Annotated in this window: 13 protein-coding genes and 1 pseudogene; 8 read left to right on the top strand and 6 right to left on the bottom strand. The window is 73.1% G+C overall.

The annotated features are described in order from the left end of the window. Positions 1-96: 96 nt before the first annotated feature. Positions 97-1824 carry a serine/threonine-protein kinase gene (locus OO54_RS31215; protein WP_033209033.1) on the bottom strand — a complete coding sequence of 576 codons (1728 nt, stop codon included), beginning with the start codon at positions 1822-1824 and terminating at the stop codon, positions 97-99. A gap of 500 nt (positions 1825-2324) precedes the next feature. Here OO54_RS31215 and OO54_RS31210 point away from each other — a divergent pair, with 500 nt between their 5' ends. The 4 genes from OO54_RS31210 to OO54_RS31195 all read left to right on the top strand — a co-directional run bounded on the left by OO54_RS31210 (position 2325) and on the right by OO54_RS31195 (position 9855). After that, positions 2325-6074, top strand: coding sequence for an FHA domain-containing protein (locus OO54_RS31210; protein ID WP_033209053.1), 3750 nt, complete (start codon positions 2325-2327; stop codon positions 6072-6074). A 123-nt stretch (positions 6075-6197) separates the two neighbouring features. Next, positions 6198-7553 carry an ABC transporter substrate-binding protein gene (locus OO54_RS31205; RefSeq protein WP_200146743.1) on the top strand — a complete coding sequence of 452 codons (1356 nt, stop codon included), beginning with the start codon at positions 6198-6200 and terminating at the stop codon, positions 7551-7553. Between the two features lie 8 nt (positions 7554-7561). After that, positions 7562-8944 (top strand): carbohydrate ABC transporter permease, encoded by a 1383-nt coding sequence (locus OO54_RS31200; RefSeq protein WP_033209051.1) that lies wholly within the window; start codon positions 7562-7564, stop codon positions 8942-8944. Further along, positions 8941-9855: a carbohydrate ABC transporter permease gene (locus OO54_RS31195; RefSeq protein WP_033209032.1), complete on the top strand. Its 915-nt coding sequence runs from the start codon at positions 8941-8943 to the stop codon at positions 9853-9855. Before OO54_RS31200 ends, OO54_RS31195 begins: the two co-directional genes overlap by 4 nt. A gap of 7 nt (positions 9856-9862) precedes the next feature. On the opposite strand, the pseudogene OO54_RS47685 reads toward OO54_RS31195, so the two are convergent. Further along, positions 9863-9946: pseudogene (locus OO54_RS47685) on the bottom strand (TetR family transcriptional regulator); the annotation flags it as partial. Between OO54_RS47685 and OO54_RS31190 the strand changes: the two are divergent. Next, the gene (locus OO54_RS31190) at positions 9910-10446 is read left to right on the top strand and encodes an ABC transporter ATP-binding protein (protein ID WP_051787330.1); all 537 of its coding nucleotides are present in this window, start codon (positions 9910-9912) and stop codon (positions 10444-10446) included. The pseudogene OO54_RS47685 and the gene OO54_RS31190 overlap by 37 nt on opposite strands. Before the next feature lie 11 nt (positions 10447-10457). Continuing rightward, entirely contained in the window at positions 10458-11819 is a 1362-nt protein-coding gene (locus tag OO54_RS31185) for a glycosyltransferase 87 family protein (RefSeq protein WP_418953276.1), read from the top strand. A 63-nt stretch (positions 11820-11882) separates the two neighbouring features. Here the strand turns inward: OO54_RS31185 and OO54_RS31180 are convergent, their stop codons facing one another. Next, positions 11883-16850: an NAD-glutamate dehydrogenase gene (locus tag OO54_RS31180; protein ID WP_033209031.1), complete on the bottom strand. Its 4968-nt coding sequence runs from the start codon at positions 16848-16850 to the stop codon at positions 11883-11885. Positions 16851-17280: 430 nt separating this feature from the next. On the opposite strand from OO54_RS31180, the gene OO54_RS31175 reads away from it, so the two are divergent. Further along, the gene (locus OO54_RS31175; protein ID WP_017237007.1) at positions 17281-17835 is read left to right on the top strand and encodes a DJ-1/PfpI family protein; all 555 of its coding nucleotides are present in this window, start codon (positions 17281-17283) and stop codon (positions 17833-17835) included. Positions 17836-17954: 119 nt separating this feature from the next. On the opposite strand, the gene OO54_RS31170 is transcribed toward OO54_RS31175, so the two are convergent. Together OO54_RS31170 and OO54_RS31165 are read right to left on the bottom strand one after the other, a co-directional pair. Continuing rightward, the gene (locus OO54_RS31170; RefSeq protein WP_033209029.1) at positions 17955-18611 is read right to left on the bottom strand and encodes an HAD family hydrolase; all 657 of its coding nucleotides are present in this window, start codon (positions 18609-18611) and stop codon (positions 17955-17957) included. A gap of 88 nt (positions 18612-18699) precedes the next feature. Next, entirely contained in the window at positions 18700-19206 is a 507-nt protein-coding gene (locus OO54_RS31165) for a DUF6912 family protein (protein WP_017237005.1), read from the bottom strand. A 274-nt stretch (positions 19207-19480) separates the two neighbouring features. On the opposite strand from OO54_RS31165, the gene OO54_RS47680 reads away from it, so the two are divergent. After that, positions 19481-19993, top strand: a complete 513-nt coding sequence (locus OO54_RS47680; RefSeq protein WP_078905429.1) for an Rv3235 family protein — start codon at positions 19481-19483, stop codon at positions 19991-19993. A gap of 112 nt (positions 19994-20105) precedes the next feature. Here OO54_RS47680 and secA read toward each other — a convergent pair whose 3' ends face one another. Then, a complete protein-coding gene (secA, locus tag OO54_RS31155; protein ID WP_033209027.1) occupies positions 20106-22913 on the bottom strand; it encodes a preprotein translocase subunit SecA in 2808 nt (935 codons plus the stop codon). Positions 22914-22988 lie beyond the last annotated feature (75 nt).

The following is a 22988-nucleotide window of genomic DNA, read 5'->3' as shown; positions in this document are numbered from 1 at the left end:
TCAGCGGCTGCGGTTACGCCCAAGCTACGCGTCCGCGGGCGCCGGTCGTCACTTCCGAGGGGAAATCACCCCTCGGAAGTCGATAAATCGGCAGTATTACTGTCCCGTACCGCCGGTAGTACCCGAGCTGCTCCCGCTGTCGAGCAGGGTGGAGACCCAGTCGGTGAACGACGAGATGCCGTCGCCGATGGCCTCCCAGTAGCCCTTGCCCTCGGCGATCCAGCCCTGGAGCGGGGTGAGCTCCCAGACGAGCCAGCCGGCCACGAAGAAGAGGACGATCATGACCAGGCAGCCCTTGAGACAGCCGAGGCCGGGGATCCGGACCGGGTTGGCGCTGCGCTGACGCGGCGGGCGCGGTTCGCGCGGGGCCGGGGCCTGGGGCGGCGGCTGCGGGGGCTGGTACTGCTGCTGCGGCGGGGCGTACTGCTGCGGGGGCGGCGGCGCGTACTGCTGCTGCTGGTGCTGCGGCGGGTACGGCTGGGGCGCCGGCCGCTGGGGCGCGGGGCGCTGCTGGCCGTACTGCTGCGGCTGCTGGGGCTGCCGGCCGTACGGGTCGGGCTGCCGGTTCTGCGGGGGCTGCTGCGGCTGCTGGCGCTGCGGGCGCCGGCGCATCGGGTCGTCGCTCGGATCCAGGTACTGCACCTGGGTCTGCTCGTTGCGGTCGCGGGCGGCGCGCAGCTGGCTCTGCCAGGGGTGCGGCTCCTCGGACGGCGCGCCCTGCGGCGGCTGCGGCGGAACCGGGGGCATGACGGCCGTCGGGTCGGCGGCGCCCATCGGGCCGCCGGTCGGCAGCACGCTGGTCGCGCCGGCGGGGTCGTACTGCGGCGGCGTCCCGGCGCCGGTGGGCAGCACCTGGGTGGGGTCCGCGGCGCCCGGGGCCTGCCCGCCGGGGGTCTCCGGGACGGGCGCGGGGGCCGGGTCGGGGGCGAGGAGCGCCCCGACGCCTTCCGCCGCCTCGATCTGCGCGGGCGTGGCGTGCACGCCGATGCCGGCGGCGACCGCGCGCAGGCCGCGGGCCAGGTTCTCGGCGCTCGGCCGCCGGTTCGGGTCCTTGCTGAGGCAGCGCTCTATCACCGTCCACAGGGGGCCCGGGACGGTCGAGGGGCGGCGCGGCTCCTCGCTGAGGTGCCGGTGGAGGACCTCCAGGGCGGTGCCGCCGGCGAACGGGGGCCGGCCGGTGACGAGCTCGTAGAGCAGGATGCCCGCGCCGTAGATGTCGACGGCGGAGGTCTGCGGGCGGCCCTCGGCGGACTCCGGCGCCACGTACGCGGGCGTGCCGACGAACTCGTGGGTGCGGGTGAGGCCCGGGGAGTCCGCGAGGCGCGCGATGCCGAAGTCGGTGAGCATCGGGTGCATCTGGCCGCCCTGCTCGGCGAGCAGGACGTTGGCCGGCTTCAGGTCGCGGTGGACGACGCCGTCGGCGTGGCTGGCGGCGAGCGCGTCGGCGATCTGGGCGGTCAGGAGGGAGGCGGCGACCGGGGTCAGCGGGCCGCTCTCCCGGATGTACCGGTGCAGGTCGGGGCCCTCTACGAGGTCCATGACGAGGGCGAGGACATCGCCTTCGACGACCAGGTCGCGGGTGCGCACGATGTTGGGGTGGGTGAGCCGGAGCAGGACGGACCGCTCGCGCAGGAAGCGCATCACGATGTCCGCGTCGTTGGCCAGCTCCTCCTTGAGGACCTTGATCGCCACGGTCTCGCCGGGCTGGCCGGCGACGGCCGCCTCGGCGCCCGCCGTCTCCCGCTGGCGGGCTCGCCAGACGGTGCCCGTGGCGCCGCGGCCGAGCGGCTCCTCGAGCAGGTACTTGCTGCCGATAGGCCGCACGTCACGCGCTCCCTGCTGATCGTGGTCCTGGGGTTGTCCCGTGGTGTTCCCGGGGTCCCTGTCCTCTGTTGTGACCCGTCCGGGTGTCCGACCCACTTTAGTGCCGCCGAACGGGTCACAGGCCGGTCGTCCACAGGCGGATTCCGATGCCGTGTCCGGCGCCTCGTCCGCGCGTCACCGGAGGCCGGGCGGGCTCCCGCCGCGAGCGGAACTTGTCCGGAAGAAGACGCTCCATGGGCCGGGGCGGTTGCCGCGCATGCTCCGAAGGCATGCCCAACCAGGCGATTTCACGTCCGCGGCCGACCATTCAAGATCACTTATTGCCGACCCGGGGGTGGGTTGTCGGTGGCAGGTGCGAGGATGCCTACAGCACGTCGCATCGGGGTCGGGAGCCCCGCGCCGTGCCGACCTGTACCGGGCTACGCGTCCGTGCCGGGTGGGGGGACTCACAGGGCGGTTCCCCTGCCGGGCATGTCGTGCAGAAGGGACCGCTGACGGCGATGCAGATCCGGCTGACCGTCCTCGCGCCGTACGCCGGCCACGGCGCCGGGCGCACCTGCGACGTGCTCGTCACGGCCCCCGCGGGGACGGCGCTCGCCGCCGTCGCCTCCGGCCTGGCCGCCGCCGTCACCGGCCCCGACACCTCGGCCTCGGGCACCACCGTGCTCTACGCGGGCGGGGAGCGGCTGGACACCCGGCGCTGCGTGCTCGGCGAGCCGCCGCTCGTCGACGGCGCCGTCCTCTCCCTCCAGCTCCCCGGCCCCGACGACCGGCTCGGCGAGGCCGCCTCCGCGCGGCTCCACGTCGTCGCCGGGCCGGACGCGGGCGGGGTCCACCTGCTGCACGGCGGAGCGATCAGGATCGGCCGCTCCGTCGACGCCGACGTACCGCTCGACGACCCGGACGTCTCCCGCGCGCACTGCACGGTGACCGTCGGGGAGAACGGCCGGGTGACCGTCGCCGACCTGGGCTCCACCAACGGCACGACCCTCGACGGCGTCCCCGTCGGAGACCGCCCCGTCCGGCTCCGCCCGGGCGCCCTGCTGCGGCTCGGCGAGTCCGCCCTCCGCCTGACCGGCCCCGGCGACGCCCTCGCCGGTACGGACACGGTGGCGACGGCGCCGGACGGCGAGGGCCACCTGCGCGTGGCGCACGGCACGGACGGCCGCGCGGGCACGGACGGACGCGCCGGCGCGGACGGACCGGCGACCGGCCACCGCGCGGCACCGGCGGCCGGACCCGGCACGGTTCCCGGCCGTCCCGCGGACGCCACCACCCGCGACACGACCCACGGCGGCGCGCGCGGTGTCGCGTTCGGCGCCGCGACCGGCGAGACGCCCCCGTACGAGGAGCGGTACGCCGACGACCGGCACGCCGACGACAGGTACCCCGCCCCCTACGGCGCCGGTCACGCCGACCGCTCCCCCGGCCACGCGCGCGCGGGAGACCCCGCCGACGGTCATGACGACGGCGAGGCGCACAGCAGGACCCGGCAGACCCGCCGGGAAGCCCCTCCGGCCGGTTCCGGCCGGACCGGCGGCAAGCGCGGGCTCGGCGCGTGGGCCCGCCGTCTGACGGGCGGGCGGGAGGAGATCCCGGCCGCCGCGGCCGCCCCGGGCCCCGTCCCGGACACGCACGCCGGCGCCCGGTCCGCCGCCGGCGCCCACGAGGGCGTCCCCGGCCCGGCGCCGGTGGCCGACACCTGGCCCGACCCCGCGACCGTCCTGCTCACCGCGCTCGGCCCCGGCACCCGGCTCTGGGAGCGGGAGACCGGCCACCCCGAGGCCCTGGTCGTCCGGCTCGGCACGACGGACCGCGCCGAGCTCTCCGGCGTGCCCGTCACCGTCGGGCTGCGCGAGGCCGGTTCGCTCGGCCTGGCCGGGCCCGCCGACCGGCTCGCCGGACTCGCCCGCTCGGTCGTCGCCCAGCTCGCCGCCCTGCACTCGCCCTCCGACCTGGAGATCGTGCTGATCAGCGCCGACCGGAACCGCTCCGTCGAGGAGCGGCGCCGGGCCTGGGGCTGGCTGGGCTGGCTCCCGCACGTCCGGCCGGCCCACGGCCAGGACTGCCGACTGCTCCTGGCGTACGACCGCGAGCAGGCCCAGGCCCGCACGGCGGAGCTGACCCGGCGCCTCGACGACGGCCCGCTCGGCCCCGGCTGGCCGAGCGCCGACCGCACGTCCGTCGCCGAGGCCGCGGCCCGCCACGAAGGGCCGACGACGGTCGTGATCGTGGACGGCGACCCCGGTTCGGCGGCGCTGCGCGAGACCGTGGCGCGCCTCGCGGGCGTGGGCGCGGCGGCCGGAATCCACCTCCTCTGCCTCGCCGAGGCACCCTCGGCCACCCCGGAGTCGCCGGTGGCCGCCACCTACGAGGCCGCGTGCGCCGCGTCCCTCGCCTTCCGGGAGTGCGGGGCCGCCGCGCTCCTGAGCGGCGACGTGGCGACGGCGCTGCGGCTGCTGCGCACCGCCGGCGGCCGGGTCGCGGGCCACGGCACGGTCGGCGTGGTCGACGCGGTGTCCGTCGCCTGGGCCGAGCGGTTCGGCCGCGCCCTCGCCCCGCTGCGCACGGAGACGGCGGCGGCGCCGTACGGACGGGCCGCCGCGCTGCCCCCGTCGGCACGCCTCCTCGACGAGCTCGGGCTCGCCCGGGCCACGCCCGCCTCCCTGATGGCCCGCTGGGCGTCCGCCGGCGACGGGACGGCCGTCCTGGGCGCCGGGCCGCGCGGCCCGCTCGCGGTGGACCTCACCCAGGAGGGCCCGCACCTGCTGATCGAGGGCCCCGCGGGCAGCGGCCGCACGGAGCTGCTCCGCTCGATCGCCGCCTCCCTCGCGGCCGGCGGCCGCCCCGACCGGCTCGGTCTGCTCCTCGTGGACGGGGCGGGCGGCGAGCGCGGCGAGGGCCTCGCGGCCTGTACGGAGCTGCCGCACGTCACCCAGCACCTGGTCGCCTCGGACCCGGTCCGGATGCGGGAGTTCGCGCAGGCGCTCGGCGCCGAGCTGAAGCGCCGGGCGGAGCTCCTGGGCGACGGCCACTTCGCCGACCGCCGCGGCGGTCGCCCCTCGTCCTCCGCCGCCGAGCGTCTGATCGGCCAGCGGTCGCCCAGCGCCGCCGAATCGATGCCCCAGGGCGCCCGCGCGACCGTCCGCGTCCCGGACACCGGCGACCTCACGGACCGCCCCAGCGGCCGCACCCTGCGCACCGGCGACGGCGCGGTCGGCGCCCTGCCCAGCGGCCGCGGCGGCCGCGTGTACGACGGCACCCTTCCCGACCAGCCGAGCGGCCGGTCCCCCTACCCGAGCGCGGACGACCTCGGCGGGCGCCCCGGCGGCCGCACCCTGCGCACCGGCGACGGCGACCCGTTCCTCGCCGACACGCCCAGCGGCCGCCTGCCCCGGCGGGACGGCGGCACCCTCGACGACCGTCCCAGCAGCCGTACCCTCCGCACGGGCGACGGCGACCTCACCGACCACCCGAGCGGCCGCACCCCCCGCACCGGCGCGAACGACGTCACCGGCAGGACCAGCGGCCGCATCCCGTACCCGGCCGCCGGCGACGTGACCGGCAGGGCGAGCGGCCGGACCCCCTACCCCGGCGCGGAGGACGTGGCCGGCAGGGCGAGCGGCCGGACCGAGTACCCCGGCGACGAGACCGGGGGGCGGATTCCGCGGCCGGCGTCGGGCGAGCAGGCCCCGGCGAGGGCGGCGGGAGGCGGGTACCTGCCGCGGCTCGTGGTGCTGGTCGACGACTTCGACGCGCTGGTGGCCCCGGCGCTCGGCGCTCCGGGCAGGCCGGCGGCGGGGTCCGTCGTACGGGCTCTGGAGGCGGTCGCGCGGAACGGCGAGCGGCTGGGGGTGCACCTGGTCGCGACCTCGGCCCGCCCGGACCGCACGGCCGACACGGAGCTGGCCCACGGGGCCCGGCTGCGGATCGTGCTCGACGCGCCGCCGGTGGCCGCGGGCCCGGACGTCCCGGCGGCCGGGCGGGGTCGCCTCGGGCATCCGGACGGCCGGGTGACCCCGTTCCAGGCGGGCCGCGTCACCGGGCGGATCCCCCGGACGGCGACGCTCCGCCCGACGGTCGTGCCGCTGGAGTGGGAGCGGATGGGCGACCCGCCCACCCGTCGCCCGGTCCGTGAGCTGGGCAACGGCCCGACGGACCTGGCGCTCCTGGCGAGCGCGCTCGACCGGGCGGCCCGCTCGGTGGAGGCGACTCCCCTAGCGCCCCTGAGCCCCGCGACGCACGGCTGACGGCACGTCACGAGGGGGCAACGATCGCCCGCTTGACACGGAAGGCGGTATTGCGGGGCTCCGCCGCCCGGCGTAGACCTGTCGGCACGGGACAGCGACGCGCACGGGAGAGACGGGGCAGCGATGCGTACAACTCTTCGTCCACGCAAGGCCGCAGTGACCATGACGGTGCTCACGGCGCTCTCCGCACTGGCCCTCGCGGCCTGCGGTGGGGGCGGCGAGGCCGGGAAGAAGCCGGGACCGACGGGCGAACTGCCCCTCAAGGGCCAGAAGATCGAGGTCGCGGCCGTCTGGACGGGCCCGGAGCAGGAGAACTTCACCAAGGTCTTAAGGGAGTTCGAGAAGCGCACCGGGGCGACGGTGACGTTCGTGCCGGCCCAGGACCCGATCGTGAACTTCCTCGGCACGAAGATCGCCGGCGGTTCGCCGCCCGACGTGGCGATGCTCCCGCAGGTGGGCGCGATCCAGCAGGCCGCCGCGCAGAAGTGGCTCAAGCCGGTCGGCCCCGAGGCCGAGGCCGCGCTGGCCGCGAACTACTCGCAGGGCTGGCAGGAGCTCGGCGCGGTGGACGGCACCCAGTACGGGGTGTACTTCAAGGCCGCCAACAAGTCCCTGGTCTGGTACAACACCGCCGTCTTCGAGAACGCCGGCGCGTCCGAGCCGAAGACGTGGAAGGACTTCCTCGCCACCGCCGAGACGATCTCGGCCTCCGGCGTCACCCCGGTCTCGGTCGGCGGCGCGGACGGCTGGACCCTCACCGACTGGTTCGAGAACATCTACCTCTCCCAGGCGGGACCGGCCAAGTACGACCAGCTGGCCAAGCACACGATCAAGTGGACGGACCCGTCCGTCGCCGCGGCCCTGACGACCCTCGGCGAGCTGTTCGGCAAGCCGGCGCTGATCGCGGGCGGGACGAACGGCGCGCTCCAGACGGAGTACCCGGCCTCGGTCACCCAGACGTTCACGGGCGGCGACCAGCCGAAGGGGGCGATGGTCTTCGAGGGCGACTTCGCCGCCGTCAACATCGCCCAGACGCAGGCGAAGATCGGTACGGACGCGAAGGTCTTCCCGTTCCCCACCGTCGGTTCGGGCACCGCCCCGGTGGTGACCGCGGGCGACGCCGCCGTGGCCCTCAAGGACACCAAGGGCGCGCAGGCGCTGCTCGCCTTCCTCGCCTCCCCGGACGCGGCGAGGATCTGGGCGGCGGAGGGCGGTTTCCTCTCCCCCAACAAGAACCTGGACCCGGCCGCGTACCCGAACGACGTCCAGCGCGAGATCGCGAAGGCGCTGATCGACGCCGGCGACGACTTCCGCTTCGACATGTCGGACCAGATGCCGCAGTCCTTCGGCGGCACTCCCGGCAAGGGCGAGTGGAAGGCGCTCCAGGACTTCCTGAAGAACCCGAAGGACGTCGCCGGGGCCCAGGCGCGGCTGGAGGCGGACGCGGCCAAGGCGTACCGGGCCGCCGCGAAGAGCTGATGCCCGCCATGCCGAAGGCCGTCCGCGGCGCCGGGCCGAAGGCCACGCCCGGCGCCCCCGGATCCGGGCCCCGCGGGCCACGCGCGCCCCGCGGGACCGGCGCGCGGAGCAGGGTCGTGGCGGCGGGGTTCCTGCTCCCCGCCCTGGTCCTGCTCGGCGCGCTGGTCGTCTACCCGATCGGGTACTCCGTCCAGCGCTCGTTCTTCGACCGTCCCGGCACCTCGTTCGTGGGCCTGGACAACTACCTGGCGCTCGTCACCGACGACTCGCTCCGCACCGCCGTCCGCAACAACCTGATCTGGCTGGTCGTCGCGCCCGTGGTGGCCACCGCGCTCGGTCTGGTCTTCGCGGTGCTCACCGAACGCGTCCGCTGGGGCACGGCGTTCAAGCTGGTCGTCTTCATGCCGATGGCGATCTCGATGCTCGCCGCCGGGATCATCTTCCGGCTCGTCTACGAGCAGGACCCGGACCGCGGGGTCGCCAACGCCGTCTGGGTCGGGGTCCACGACACGTTCGCCGAGGCGTCCGGCTTCCCGCGCGCCCGGCCGCTGCCCGTGCACCCGCTCGAGGCGGCCGGCGGCGGCGCGTTCGTCACCGAGGAGCCGGTGCGCGCCGGGGAACCCGTACGGCTGCCGCTGATCGGGGTGGCTCCGGGGCAGATGCCGAAGGAGGCCCGCCCGGCCCGCGAGCCGGCCGCCGGGGCCGGCGGGACGGGCACGGTCGCCGGAACGGCGTGGCTGGACTTCACCCGGGGCGGCGGCGGGCGGCCGAACGTCGTCGACCCGGCGGAACTGGGCCTGGCGGGGCTGCGGATCGAAGCGGTGCGGGACGGGAAGGTGGTCGCCACGGCCACGGCGGCGGCCGACGGCACCTTCGCCCTGCCCGCCGACCGCGCCGACGGGGCCGTCCTGCGGCTGCCCGCGAGCAACTTCCGCGAGCAGTACGACGGCGTGGAGTGGCTGGGGCCGACGCTCGTGACCCCGGCCGTCATCGGGGCGTACGTGTGGATGTGGGCCGGGTTCGCGATGGTGCTGATCGGGGCTGGGCTGGCGGCCGTACCGCGCGAGTTGCTGGAGGCGGCGCGGGTCGACGGGGCGAACGAGTGGCAGGTGTTCCGCAGGATCACGGTGCCGCTCCTCGCCCCGGTCCTCGTGGTCGTCCTGGTCACGCTGATGATCAACGTGCTCAAGGTCTTCGACCTGGTCTTCGTCATCGCGCCGGGCTCGGCCCAGGACGACGCCAACGTCCTGGCGCTCCAGCTGTACCGCTCGTCCTTCGGCACGGACGCGGACCTCGGGGTGGGCTCGGCGATCGCGGTCGTCCTGCTCCTGCTCGTCCTGCCGGTGATGGCGGTCAACATCCGCCGCATACGAAGGGAGACCCGCCGATGACGTCGCTCGCCCGCCGGACCGCGCCGCCCGCCTCCCGGACCGCGCCGCCCGCTTCCCGGACCGCGTCGTTCGTCTCGCGGGTGGCCGCCGGGGCCGCGTCCGGCGCGGTCCGCGTCTTCCTCGTCCTGGCCGGCCTGTTCTGGCTGCTGCCCACGGTCGGGCTGCTCGTCTCGTCGCTCCGCTCGTCCTCGGACATCGCGGCGGGCGGCTGGTGGCAGGTGTTCGCCGCGCCCGCCCGGTTGACCACCGAGAACTACGCGCACCTGCTGGCGAACGAGACGATCACCGGCTCGCTCGTCTCCACCGTCCTGATCACCGTGCCGGCGACGCTCCTCGTCCTCGCCCTCGGCTCGTTCGCCGGGTACGCGTTCGCGTGGCTGGACTTCCCCGGCCGGGACTGGTGGTTCCTGGGGGTGGTGGCCCTGCTCGTGGTGCCGGTGCAGGTCGCCCTGGTACCGGTGTCGAAGCTGTTCGGGGCGGTCGGGCTCTTCGAGACGACGCTCGGGGTCGTCCTCTTCCACACGGCCTTCGGCCTGCCGTTCGCGATCTTCCTGCTGCGGAACTTCTTCGCGGAGATCCCGCGTGAACTCCTGGAGGCGGCGCGGCTCGACGGGGCGGGCGAGATCCGGCTCTTCACCCGGGTGGTGCTGCCGCTCGGGGGTCCGGCGATCGCGTCGCTGGGGATCTTCCAGTTCCTGTGGGTGTGGAACGACATGCTGATCGCGCTGATCTTCGCGGACTCGCAGTCGCCGCCGATCACGGTGGCTCTCCAGCAGCAGGTCCGGCAGTTCGGCAACAACGTGGACGTGCTCGCGCCGGGCGCGTTCGTCTCCATGGTGGTGCCGCTGGTGGTGTTCTTCGCCTTCCAGCGGCAGTTCGCGTCCGGGGTGATGGCGGGCGCGGTGAAGTAGCGGCCCGTCAGGCCCCGAGCGCCGCCACGGCCGAGCGCGCGAGGTCGTCGGCGTATCCCGGCGGCAGGGGGGTGCGGACGACGACGAGCCGGCGGCGTCCACATCACGTACACCGTCAGCGGAGGAGGCGTCGGAACCGGCGGCGGGCCGGGCGGCGGCCGCGGGAACGCCACCGCCGCCCTGGGCCGGATCCTGCGCCGCGGCCGTACGGCTCCGGCCGGCCGCCGGGTGCACGCCGTCCGCGGCGTCAGCCCGGTCGCGCACCACGGCGAGGCGATTGGCCTGATCGGTTCGAACGGGAGGAACCACGACGTCCTGCTGATCGACGAGTCCCTGTCGACGGGCGACGCGCGCTTCCGCAGCCGCAGCCGCAGCCGGCGGAGGATCGACGAGCTGCGGGCGGAGGCCGGCACGGTCTTCCTGGTCAGTCACTCGAACTCGACGGTCACCGAGACCTGCGAGCGGGCGCTGTGGCTGGAAGCGGGGACGCCGCGGATGGACGGCCCCGCGGAGGAGGTGGTGGCGGCGTACGAGGAGTTCACGGCCCGGCCGGAACCGAAGACGACGGATAATCGGGACATTACGGTCTAAAGTGCGGTGGGATGACGAACGATCACCCGCAGTCACCGCCCCGTCCCGGAAGCGAGCCCCCCGCACCACCCCGGAGCGAAAGCGAACCCACCACCCCGCGGACCGGGAGCGAACCCCCCACCCTGACCGCCTCGCCCTTCGAGTCGGACACCTTCACCTCCGCCACCTTCGTCACCGTCGGCCGCGGCCCCTACCTCGCCCTCGCCGCCGTCTGGCTCCTCACCCGGGCCGGCATGCTCCTGCTGCTGTCCCGCGACGACCTGGGCATCGGCGGGGTGGCCCGCGAGGTCGCCCTCTACCGGCACTGGTACGGCCAGTTCGCCGCGGGCACCTTCCCGCCCGGCGACGTCACCTGGCAGTACCCACCCGGCGCGGGACTCGTGATCATGTCGCCCGGCATCCTCCCGTGGCTCACGTACTTCCAGGCGTTCGTCGCCCTCACCCTCCTCGCCGACGCGGTCGTCACCGTCGCCCTCGCCCGCGCGGACAGTGCCCGCCTCACCCACGGCGCCTGGATCTGGGTCTGCGGCCTCCCGCTCCTCCTGCACCTGCCGCTCGCCCGGTACGACGTCCAGACCACCGCCCTCGCCGTCCTCGCGCTCCTCGCCCTCGGCGCCCGCTCCACCGCCGCCCACCAGCTCGGCGGGGCGCTCGCCGGGATCGGCGCGATGGTCAAGGTCTGGCCGGCCCTCGCCCTGATCGGCACGCCCCGCGGCCGTACCACCCGCGAGGCCTGGACCGCCGCCTGCGTCACCGCCCTCGCGCTCCTCGCCACCCTCGCGCTCTTCTTCTCCGAGTCCCTGGGCTTCCTGCGCCAGCAGGGCGACCGCGGCATCCAGATCGAGTCCCTCGGCGGCACCGCCCTCGCGCTGGCCCGGGCGTCCGGCGCCTGGTCCGGCGGGGTCGAGTTCCGCTACGGCGCCTTCGAGTACGTCGGCCCGTACGTCTCCAGCCTCGGCCACCTCGCCCTGCTGCTCACCGTCGCCGCCTTCGGCTGGCTGCTCCTCTGGCGCGTCCGGGCCCACCGCTGGACCCCGGCCACCCCCCTCGACGCGGCCTTCGCCGCAGTCCTGCTCTTCACCGTCACCAGCCGCGTGATCAGCCCCCAGTACATGATCTGGCTGATCGGGCTCGCCGCCGTCTGCCTGACCTCCCGCCGGACAGTGATGCGCCCGGTCGCCCTGCTCCTCCTCCCGGCCGCGGCGCTGAGCTCCCTCGCGTACCCCGTGCTCTACCTCGACGTCGTCGCCGGCACCCCCACCGGCCTCACCGTCATGGTCCTGCGCAACGCCCTCCTCCTCGCCGCCGCCCTCCTCGCCGCCCGCCGCCTGTGGACCTCGACGGTCACCCCGCCCGCCGAGCGGGCCGACTGACGGCATGAGGAGACGGCGAAGGGCCCCGCCGGATCTCCGGCGGGGCCCTTCGCCGTCAGGCGACTAGCTGTGCGAACGGAGCAGGGTGCGCATCGTCCGCATGGCGACCGAGAGGTTCGCCAGGTCGAAGGTGTCCGAGCCCTGGATCTCCTCCAGGGTCGTCCGGGCGCGGCCCAGGATCGCCGCGTTCTTCTCCTCCCAGGCCTTGAACCGCTCCTCGGGGCTCGTGCTGCCGTTGCCCACGGTGAGGACGTCGGCGGTCAGCGCCGAGTGCGCCGCGAAGAGGTCCTCGCGGATCGAGGCGCGGGCCATCGACTGCCACCGGTCGCTGCGCGGCAGCTCGATGATCCGGTCCATCAGGCCGGTGATCCGCAGCCGGTCGGCCAGGTCGTAGTAGACCTCGGCGACCGCGAGCGGCTCCTTGCCCATCCGGTCCGCGATCGCGACGACGTCGAGGATCGGGAAGGCGGAGGAGAAGCCGGCGACCCGCAGGGCGAGCTCCTCCGGCACGCCGAACCCGGCCAGCTCGTCGAGGATCGACTGGTACCACTCCAGGTCCGCGCCGCGCAGCAGCTGCGGCAGCTGCCGCCAGACCTCCTCGACGCGCTCGCCGAAGAAGTCGATGGTCTCGCCGATCTGGAGCGGCTGCGGCCGGTTGTTGAGCAGCCAGCGCGTGCCGCGCTCGACCAGGCGGCGGGAGTGCAGCCGCATCTGGGTCTGGATCTCGGCCGGCACCTGGTTGTCGAGGGCCTCGACGGCGTCCCAGACCTGGCCGAGCCGGAAGACGGCACGGGCGGCGGTCTGCGCCCGCACGATCTCCTCGATCGACGCGCCGGTCTCCTCGCGGAGGCGGTGCAGGAAGGTCGAGCCACCGGTGTTGACGGTGTCGTTGACCAGGACGGTCGTGATGATCTCGCGGCGCAGGGCGTGGTTGTCGACGGCCTCGGTGAACTTCTCGCGCAGCAGCGTCGGGAAGTACGCGTGGAGCAGGCCGCGCAGGTACGGGTCGTCCGGGAGCTCCGTGCCGATCAGCTCGTCGGCCACCGTGATCTTGGTGTACGCGAGGAGGACGGCGAGCTCCGGCTGGCTCAGGCCCCGGCCGTTGTTGAGCAGCTCGCGGATCTGCCGGTCGTTGGGCAGGAACTCGAGCGACCGGTCGAGGCTGCCGTCGCGGCCCAGGCGGCGCATGAACCGCTGGTGGGCGTGGAGCAGCGAGGGCGACTGGGCGACGGCGTTGGCGAGGGCGGTGTTCTGCGCGTAGTTGTTGCGCAGGACGAGCGCGCCGACCTCGTCGGTCATCTCCGCGAGGATCTTGTTGCGCTGCTTGACGGTCATGTCGCCCTCGGCGACGAGCCCGTTGAGCAGGATCTTGATGTTGACCTCGTGGTCGGAGGTGTCGACGCCGGCGCTGTTGTCGATGGCGTCGGTGTTGACCTTGCCGCCCTCGCCCTCGGGGCCGCCGGAGCGGGCGAACTCGATGCGTCCCAGCTGGGTCGCGCCGAGGTTGCCGCCCTCGCCGACGACCTTGGCACGGACGTCCTGGCCGTCGACGCGGATGGCGTCGTTGGCCTTGTCGCCGACGTCGGCGTTGGACTCGGCCGACGACTTGACGTACGTGCCGATGCCGCCGTTCCACAGCAGGTCGACGGGCGCCTGGAGGACGGCCTTCATCAGCTCGGCCGGGGTCATCTTGGTGATCCCGTCCTCGATGCCGAGGGCGGCCCTGACCTGCGCGTTGATCGGGATGGACTTGGCGCTGCGGGGGTGGATGCCACCGCCGGCGGAGAGCAGCGACGGGTCGTAGTCGGCCCAGGACGAGCGGGGCAGGTCGAAGAGGCGGCGGCGCTCGGCGTACGAGACGGCCGCGTCCGGGTTCGGGTCGATGAAGATGTGCCGGTGGTCGAACGCGGCGACGAGCCTGATGTGCTCGCTGAGCAGCATGCCGTTGCCGAACACGTCGCCGGACATGTCGCCGACGCCGACGACCGTGAAGTCCTCGGTCTGGGTGTCGTGGCCCAGCTCGCGGAAGTGGCGCTTGACGGACTCCCAGGCGCCGCGGGCGGTGATGCCCATGCCCTTGTGGTCGTAACCGGCCGAGCCGCCGGAGGCGAAGGCGTCGCCGAGCCAGAAGCCGTAGTCCTCGGCGACCCCGTTGGCGATGTCGGAGAAGGTCGCGGTGCCCTTGTCGGCGGCGACGACCAGGTACGTGTCGTCCTCGTCGTGGCGGACCACGTCGGCCGGCGGCACGACCTCGCCCGCGACCAGGTTGTCGGTGATGTCGAGCAGCGCCGAGATGAAGGTCTTGTACGAGGCGATGCCCTCGGCCAGCCAGGCGTCACGGTCCACGGACGGGTCCGGGAGCTGCTTGGCGACGAAGCCGCCCTTGGCACCGACCGGCACGATGACGGTGTTCTTCACCATCTGCGCCTTGACCAGGCCGAGGATCTCCGTACGGAAGTCCTCACGGCGGTCGGACCAGCGCAGGCCGCCTCGGGCGACCTTGCCGAAGCGCAGGTGGACGCCCTCGACGCGGGGCGAGTACACCCAGATCTCGAAGGCGGGGCGCGGGGCCGGCAGGTCGGGGATGGCCTGCGGGTCGAACTTCATCGACACGTAGGCGTGCGGGGCGCCGTCGACCGACTTCTGGAAGAAGTTGGTCCGCAGCGTCGCCTTGATGACGGTGAGGAAGGACCGCAGGATCCGGTCCTCGTCCAGGCTCGCGACCTGGTCGAGGGCGGCGTCCAGCTCCTCCAGGAGCGCGTCGATCAGCTCGGTGCCGGCGCGCTGGCGCTCCGGGGCCATCCGGGCCTCGAAGAGGGAGACGAGCAGCCGGGTGGTGTGGACGTTGTTGCGGAGGGTGTCCTCCATGTAGTCCTGGCTGAACGTCGCACCGGCCTGGCGGAGGTACTTGGCGTAGGCGCGCAGCACCATCGCCTCGCGCCAGGTGAGCCCGGCGGAGAGGACGAGGGAGTTGAAGTTGTCGTTCTCGGCCTGGCCGGTCCAGGTGGCGGAGAAGGCCTCCTGGAAGCGCTCGCGGGCGTCGTCGCCGACGTAGTCGCCGCCGTTGCCGGTCGGGGCGGGCATCCGCAGGCCGAAGTCGTAGATCCAGGCGTGCGTGCGGTCGGCGCAGCGGAGCTCGTACGGACGCTCGTCGGTGACCTCGACGCCGAGCCGGTTGAGGACCGGGAGGACGGCGGACAGGGAGATCTGGTCGCCGGTCTTGTAGATCTTGAAGCGGCGCTCGCCGGGGCCCGCGGCGACCGGCTCGTAGAGGGAGAGCGCGAAGTCCTTGCCGCTGGCGGTGAGGGCCTCCATGCGGACCAGGTCGGCGACGGCGGCGCGCGGCGAGTGGTCGGCCTTGTAGCCCTCGGAGAAGGCGTTGCCGTAGCGGCGGAGCAGCTCGGCGGCGCGCTCCTCGCCGAACTCGGCGTTGAGGGCCTCGCCGAAGCCGTCGGACCAGGAGCGGGCGGCCTCGACGAGCCGGGTCTCGATGCGGTCGACGTCGGCGTCGGTGAGCTTGGCGAGCTCGGTGCCGGGCTTCACGCGGACGACGAAGTGGAGCCGGGAGAGGATCGACTCGGTGTTCCAGGCGGTGAAGTCGACGCTGGTGCCGTCGAGCTCCTCCTTCAGGATGTCGATGATCCGCAGCCGGACACGGGTCGTGTAGCGGTCGCGCGGCAGGTAGACGAGGGCCGAGTAGTAGCGGCCGTACTCGTCCTGGCGCAGGTAGAGCCGCAGCCGGCGCCGCTCCTGGAGGTACAGGACGCTGGTGACGATGGACTGGAGCTGGTCGGCCGGGGTCTGGAAGAGCTCGTCGCGCGGGTACGTCTCCAGGATCTGGAGCAGGTCGCGGCCGTCGTGGCTGTTCGGCGAGAAGCCGGCGCCCTCCAGGACCTCCTGGACCTTGCGCTTGACGACGGGGACGCGGCGCACGGACTCGGTGTAGGCGGCCGAGGAGAACAGGCCGAGGAAGCGGCGCTCGCCGATGACGTTGCCGTCGGCGTCGAACTTCTTCACACCGACGTAGTCGAGGTACGAGGGGCGGTGCACGGTCGAGCGGCTGTTGGCCTTCGTCAGGATCAGCAGCTTGTGCTCGCGCGCCTTGGCGCGGACGTCCTCGGGCAGCCGGCTGAAGGACGGCGAGACGGGGTGGGCGTGGTGGCCCTGGTCGTCGCCCGCGTGCTGCGGGTCGGAGCGCAGGATGCCGAGGCCGGTGCCGGGCACGGCGGACAGGGCGTCACCGTTGACGAGCTCGTACTCGCGGTAGCCGAGGAAGGTGAAGTGGTCGTCGGCGAGCCAGCGCAGCAGCTCGCGGGCCTCCTCCACCTCGGTCGGACGCAGGTCGGAGGCGGTGGGCTCGGCCGGGAGGCCCTCGGCGATGCGCAGCGCGGCGTCGCGCATCTTCTCCCAGTCCTCGACCGTCTCGCGGACGTCGGACAGGACGCGCAGCAGGTCGGTGGTGATCTGCTTGAGGTCGGCGCGGTCGGTCTCGCGGTCGATCTCGACGTGGATCCACGACTCGGTGAGCGCGTCGTGGGGCAGCTCGCCGTCGATCTGGGCCGCGAGGACCTCGATGAGCTTGCCGGTGACGTCACGGCGGACGAGGACCTGCGGGTGGATCACGACGTGGATGCCGCGGCCCTGGCGGGACAGCTCGTTGGTCACCGAGTCGACGAGGAAGGGCATGTCGTCGGTGACGACCTCGACGACGGAGTGGCTGCTCGTCCAGCCGTTCTCCTCCACCGTCGGGGTGTGGACGCGCACGTTCGCGGTGCCCTGCGGGCGGTTCTCCGCGAGCCGGTAGTGAGAGAGCGCGGCACCGAACACGTCGACCGGGTCGCGGTCGCCGAGGTCCTCGGGCGCGGTGTGCAGGTAGTAGCGCTGGAGGTACTCGAGCACGGTGTCCCGGTCCGGGCGCTCGCCCGCACCCTCCGGCCCCGTCGGAAGTCGCCCCCCGACCGGGCTGTGCTCAGCTACCCGAGCGGCCCTCTCGAGCAGCTCGGCCTTGGCTTCGTCCAGCTTGGTCTGCATGTCCTCTGACTCCTGTCGCGCGCCGTTGCGTGACGTCGGTGGAAGAAAGGGCACAACGCCACGACGCGGTGATTCCGGTCGAAGACGACGTTATGCCCGGATGAGAGATGCCCGGATCGTTATCGGCCACGGAGCGTGGCGCGTCCGGACGGGAAGGATCGGCGAACGCACGGTCGACCCGGCCGCTGTCGCGGACCGGGCGGCAGCCGGGGGCTTCGCTGCCCCCACGGCGTATCGCGCTGATCACGGGAAAAGCCTATCGCTCCCGCACCCCGAACCGTCATGAGCCGTATGCGTACAAAAGAGCGGGCGAAGTTTGACGTTATGGACAGCGACACGTGTCCTCTTGGCAAACAGGCCCGTCGGCGGCAGCGTGTACGCAAGCATGGGCACAGCACGACAGACCGACCATCTGTGATCTGGGAGAGCCATGGCGAAGATCCTGATCGTGACCGGGGACGCGGCGGAGTCTCTGGAGGTGATGTACCCCTACCAGCGGCTTCTGGAGGAGGGCTACGAGGTCGACATCGCCGCCCCGGCCCGCAAGACGCTGCGGTTCGTCGTCCACGACTTCGAGCCCGGCTTCGACACGTACACCGAGAAGCCCGGCTACACCTGGCCCGCCGACCTGGCCTTCTCCGAGGTCGACCCCGGCGCCTACGTCGCGGTGGTGATCCCGGGCGGCCGCGCTCCGGAGTACCTGCGCAACGACCCCGAGCTCCGCAAGATCCTCAAGGCCTTCTTCGACGCCGACAAGCCCGTCGCGCAGATCTGCCACGGCCCGCTCCTCACGGCCGCGGTCGGCAGCCTCGAAGGCCGCCGCGTCACCGCCTACCCGGCCCTGGAACTCGACATGCAGGCCGCCGGCGCCACCTTCCAGGACTCCGCCGCCGTCGTCGACGGCCTCCTCGTCTCCTCCCGCGCCTGGCCCGACCACCCCACCTGGATGCGCGAGTTCCTCAAGGTCCTCCGAGCCAAGGCCTGACGCCTCGGGCGGGTTGTGGGCATGCGTTCCGCCGGGGCGGAACGGGTGGGCACAACCCGCCCCACCGGGCCGCACCCGGCCCGGCGGGGCGGCCCGGCCGCCCCGCCGGGGCGCCGCGCCTAGACCAGTGACTCCGCGACGGCCACCGCCTCCTCCAGGGAGTCCACCACCGGCACCCCCACCCGCGACAGCGACGCCCGGCTGTGCGACCCCCCGGTGTACAGCACCGCCTTCGCCCCCACGTGCCCCGCCGCCACCGCGTCGTCCGCGGCGTCACCGATGACGACCACCCGCTCCGCGGGAACGGCCAGCGCGGTCAGGTGCCGCACCATGTGCCCGGACTTCCCGTCCGTGGACGTGTCGGGGCGCCCGTCCATCCGTACGAACCGCTCGGCGATCCCGTGCCGCCGGACGAGCGGTATCAGCTCGGCGTGCGGCGCCAGTGACAGCAGCGACTGTGTGAAGCCGGACTCCTGCCGCGCCGCGAGCAGCTCCGCGGCACCGGTGGTCAGCCCGCAGTTCTCGGCCCTCTGCCAGTAGTGCCGGTGGAAGGCGCCGTCCATGACGGTCCACTCCGCGTCGGTCGGCAGCCGCCCCATCAGCCGCTCGTAGAACTTCGGCACCGGCACCGTGTACAGCTCGCGGTACCGCTCCAGGGTGATCGAATCGAGTCCGAGCTCGGCGAAGGCGGCGTTCGTCGCACCGATGACCGCGTCGATGTCGTCGAGCAGCGTGCCGTTCCAGTCCCAGACCAGGTGTTTCCCGTGCTTCCCCATGGAAAGACGGTACCCGGCGCCCCTGACGGCGAAGAGTGCCCGTCCCCAGGTCACGGGCACGGGACGGACACGGGCACGGGCCGCGGTGTCAGCCCAGCAGCCCGGGGATCTCCTGCACGCCGAACCACAGGAGCTCGTGGTCCTCGGCGCCGTCCACGACGAACTGTGCGTCGTCGTCGCCCTGGTCCGCCGCCCCCAGCGCGGCCGCCGCCGCGGTGACGTCGGCCTCGGCGTCGTCCGCGTCGGCGTGCACCGCCGCCGCCTTGGCGAACGGGACGGGCCCGGTGATCCGGACCTCGCCGATGGAGGCGGCGTCGAGCCCGCCGTCGGGGTCGGTGGCCGCGTCCTTGTCGGCCACGTCGAAGGCGACGACGATCCGGCGCCGGGGCGCGGCGGGCAGGCCCGCGAGGAGGCGCAGGGAGGCGGCCGCGGCCCGGTTCAGCGCCGCGTACTCCAGCTCCTCGATGTCGTCGGAGACGTACCACTCGCGCAGCGCGGGCGTGACGGCGTAGGCGGTCAGCGGGCCGGGGCCGAGCTCGCCCGCCTTGTGCGCCTGTGCGAGACCGGGGAGGGTCAGGGGGACGTAGACGCGCATGGCTGGCCGCTTTCGTAGTCGGAGAGCCCTCAGGATACGTGCGGAGTCCCCCTTCGGGGCGGGCGGCCGAGCACGCCGCCCGTCCCTGGCGGAAGGCCGCCCGCCGAGCGGCCGGAGAGCCCGTTTCCTTCCCCGTCACCCTGATAGGTGATCCGGTTTCCGGACCTCCCCGTCGCGGCGGCCTCCTTGCGGGGCCTCGAAGTCCACCCGTACAAGATCCCCAACGGAAGTTACCGACTGGTACCACTCGGTTACGCAACGAAAGGGGCCTGCCATGACCGTCACGCTCACCACCACGCCCTCCCCCACCCCGCGCCCCCGCACGGCCCCCGGCGCCCCGTCCGGAAGCCGCCCCCACGGCTCCGCGGGCGCGCACCCGCGCGGCCGGGCCGGCGCCCGCCCCCGTACGCCGTCCCAGGGCGGCCCGCCCCGCACCGCACCCCGCACGCTCCCACCGCACACCGTCTTCGCCGAGCGCCTCCTCGCCGTGCTCAGCGGGGAGCGCCCCGTCCACTGGATGCTCGGCCACACCGTCGGCGAGGCGTACGAGCAGCTCGTCCTGCTCGCCCCGCGGACGCCCCTGCGGTCGCTCGGCCCGCGCCCCGTCCTGCGCCGCTGCTCCGTCCAGGTCCACCCCGGCAGCACCACCGTGGAGGCCTTCGCGACGATCGCCACCGGCCCCCGCGTCCGCGCGATGGCCTTCCGCCTGGAACGGGGCGCCGACCAGCGCTGGCGCTGCGCCGCCGTGGAACTCGACGGCCTCGACGGGGGCGGCCGCCGGCCATGAGGCGGCCGTCCGCGGGCATGGCGAAGGGGCCGGCCCCACCGGGCGACCGACCCCTTCGCACGCATGCTCACCGCGTCAGCGACTCCTTGTCAGAGCCCTCGGCGGTGGCACCTCACTTCTTGCGACGACGCCCGCCGCCGGCGTTCTTCTGCGCCTTGCGCCGCTCGGCCCGGGTCATCCCGTCGCCGCCGTCCTCGTCGGAGGCGAAGTCGCCCTCGATCACGCCGCCGTCACCGTCCACGGTCGGCGCCGAGAAGTGCAGCCGGTCCGGCCGCTGCGGGGCGTCGAGCCCCTTGGCGCGGATCTCCGGACGGCCCGCGGGCGCCGGGACGGCGTCCTCCTTGGTGAGCGACGGCGCGCCCGCCTGCACCGGGACCTCCTCGACCTGCTGCTCGACCTGGACCTCCAGGTTGAACAGGTAGCCGACGGACTCCTCCTTGATGCCCTCCATCATGGCGGTGAACATGTCGAAGCCCTCGCGCTGGTACTCGACCAGCGGGTCCTTCTGCGCCATCGCGCGCAGGCCGATGCCCTCCTGGAGGTAGTCCATCTCGTAGAGGTGCTCGCGCCACTTGCGGTCCAGGACGGACAGGACCACGCGCCGCTCCAGCTCACGCATGATCTCCGAGCCGAGCTGCTTCTCGCGCGTCTCGTACTGCTCGTGGATGTCGTCCTTGATCGACTCGGCGATGAACTCGGCGGTGATGCCCGCCCGGTCCCCGGCCGCGTCCTCCAGCTCCTCCACGGTGACCTTCACCGGGTAGAGCTGCCTGAAGGCGTTCCACAGACGGTCGAGGTCCCACTCCTCCGCGAAGCCCTCGGCGGTCTCCTGGCGGATGTAGTCGTCGATCGTGTCGTCCATGAAGTGCTGGATCTGCTCGTGCAGGTCCTCGCCCTCCAGGACGCGGCGTCGCTCGCCGTAGATGACCTCGCGCTGCCGGTTGAGGACCTCGTCGTACTTGAGGACGTTCTTGCGCGTCTCGAAGTTCTGGGTCTCGACCTGGGACTGGGCGGAGGCGATGGCGCGGGTGACCATCTTGTTCTCGATCGGCACGTCGTCCGGCACGTTGGCCATGGCCATCACGCGCTCGACCATCTGCGCCTTGAACAGCCGCATGAGGTCGTCGCCGAGGGAGAGGTAGAAGCGGGACTCGCCCGGGTCGCCCTGACGGCCGGAACGACCGCGCAGCTGGTTGTCGATACGGCGGGACTCGTGGCGCTCGGTGCCGAGCACGTACAGACCGCCGAGCTCCTTGACCTCCTCGAACTCCGCCTTCACGGCCTTCTCGGCGCGCTCCAGGGCGGCGGGGAGGGCGGCGGCCCACTCCTCGACGTGCTCGACCGGGTCCAGGCCCGCCTGGCGCAGCTCGGCCTCGGCGAGGTCGTCCGGGTTGCCGCCGAGCTTGATGTCGGTACCGCGGCCGGCCATGTTCGTGGCGACCGTGACGGCGCCGCGGCGGCCGGCCTGAGCGACGATGCTGGCCTCGCGCTCGTGGTGCTTGGCGTTGAGGACCTCGTGCTGGACGCCGCGCTTGGAGAGCTGCTGCGAGAGGTACTCGGACTTCTCCACGGAGGTCGTGCCGACGAGGATCGGCTGACCCTTCTCGTGCTTCTCCGCGATGTCGTCGACGACGGCGGCGAACTTGGCGACCTCGGTCCGGTAGATCAGGTCGGACTGGTCCTTGCGGATCATCGGCCTGTTCGTGGGGATCGGGACGACGCCCAGCTTGTAGATCTGGTGGAACTCGGCGGCCTCGGTCATGGCCGTACCGGTCATGCCGGAGAGCTTCGAGTACAGGCGGAAGAAGTTCTGCAGGGTGATCGTGGCGAGGGTCTGGTTCTCGTCCTTGATCTGCACCCCTTCCTTCGCCTCGATCGCCTGGTGCATGCCCTCGTTGTAGCGGCGACCGGCGAGGATACGGCCGGTGTGCTCGTCGACGATCATGACTTCGCCGTCCATGACGACGTAGTCCTTGTCCTTCTTGAACAGTTCCTTCGCCTTGATGGCGTTGTTCAGGTAACCGACGAGCGGGGTGTTCACCGACTCGTAGAGGTTGTCGATGCCCAGCCAGTCCTCGACCTTGGCGACACCGGCCTCATGGATGGCGACGGTCCGCTTCTTCTCGTCGACCTCGTAGTCGCCGGTCTCCTCGATGCCCTTGAGCGGGTTGCCGGGCTCGCCCTTGGAGAGGCGGGTGACGAGCTTCGCGAAGTCGCCGTACCACTTGGTCGCCTGGTCGGCCGGGCCGGAGATGATCAGCGGCGTACGGGCCTCGTCGACGAGGATGGAGTCGACCTCGTCGACACAGGCGAAGTTGTGGCCGCGCTGGACGAGCTCGTCCTTGGACCACGCCATGTTGTCGCGGAGGTAGTCGAAGCCGAACTCGTTGTTCGTGCCGTACGTGATGTCGCAGTTGTACATCTCGCGGCGCTGAGCCGGCGTCATGTTGGCCAGGATGCAGCCGACCGTCAGGCCGAGGAACTTGTGCACCCGGCCCATGAGCTCGGAGTCGCGCTCGGCCAGGTAGTCGTTGACCGTGATCAGGTGCACGCCCTTGCCGGACAGCGCGTTGAGGTACGCCGGGAGGGTACCGACGAGGGTCTTGCCCTCACCGGTCTTCATCTCCGCGACGTGGCCGAGGTGCAGCGCGGCGCCGCCCATCAGCTGGACGTCGTAGTGGCGCTGGCCGAGGACGCGCTTGGCGGCCTCGCGCACCGTCGCGAACGCCTCGGGCATCAGGTCGTCGAGGCTCTCGCCGTCGGCGTACCGCTGCTTGTACTCCTCGGTGAGCGCCCGCAGGTCGGCGTCGGAGAGGTTGACGAAGTCCTCTTCGATGGAGTTGACCTGGTCCGCGATGCGGTGCAGTTTGCGCAGGATCTTGCCTTCGCCTGCACGCATGAGCTTGTTGAAGACGGACACTGAGGCTGGTCTCCTTGCCGGTCGGGCCTGGCACTGGGTCTTGTGAAGGACGCGAGCGCGGGCACGGCAGGTGGT

The organism is Streptomyces wedmorensis (assembly GCF_000716445.1).
Classification (GTDB): Bacteria; Actinomycetota; Actinomycetes; order Streptomycetales; family Streptomycetaceae; genus Streptomyces; species Streptomyces wedmorensis.
Note: the sequence above shows the minus strand (reverse complement) of the source record. Positions and strands in the feature narration are given on the sequence as shown.

What these genes read in the sequence shown, in the direction of transcription:
- OO54_RS31210 (WP_033209053.1), top strand. Translation starts at nt 2,325, where the DNA reads ATGCAGATCCGGCTGACCGTCCTCGCGCCGTACGCCGGCCACGGCGCC.
- OO54_RS31205 (WP_200146743.1), top strand. Translation starts at nt 6,198, where the DNA reads ATGCGTACAACTCTTCGTCCACGCAAGGCCGCAGTGACCATGACGGTG.
- OO54_RS31200 (WP_033209051.1), top strand. Translation starts at nt 7,562, where the DNA reads ATGCCGAAGGCCGTCCGCGGCGCCGGGCCGAAGGCCACGCCCGGCGCC.
- OO54_RS31195 (WP_033209032.1), top strand. Translation starts at nt 8,941, where the DNA reads ATGACGTCGCTCGCCCGCCGGACCGCGCCGCCCGCCTCCCGGACCGCG.
- OO54_RS31185 (WP_418953276.1), top strand. Translation starts at nt 10,458, where the DNA reads ATGACGAACGATCACCCGCAGTCACCGCCCCGTCCCGGAAGCGAGCCC.
- OO54_RS31180 (WP_033209031.1), bottom strand. Translation starts at nt 16,850, where the DNA reads ATGCAGACCAAGCTGGACGAAGCCAAGGCCGAGCTGCTCGAGAGGGCC.
- OO54_RS31175 (WP_017237007.1), top strand. Translation starts at nt 17,281, where the DNA reads ATGGCGAAGATCCTGATCGTGACCGGGGACGCGGCGGAGTCTCTGGAG.
- OO54_RS31170 (WP_033209029.1), bottom strand. Translation starts at nt 18,611, where the DNA reads ATGGGGAAGCACGGGAAACACCTGGTCTGGGACTGGAACGGCACGCTG.
- OO54_RS31165 (WP_017237005.1), bottom strand. Translation starts at nt 19,206, where the DNA reads ATGCGCGTCTACGTCCCCCTGACCCTCCCCGGTCTCGCACAGGCGCAC.
- OO54_RS47680 (WP_078905429.1), top strand. Translation starts at nt 19,481, where the DNA reads ATGACCGTCACGCTCACCACCACGCCCTCCCCCACCCCGCGCCCCCGC.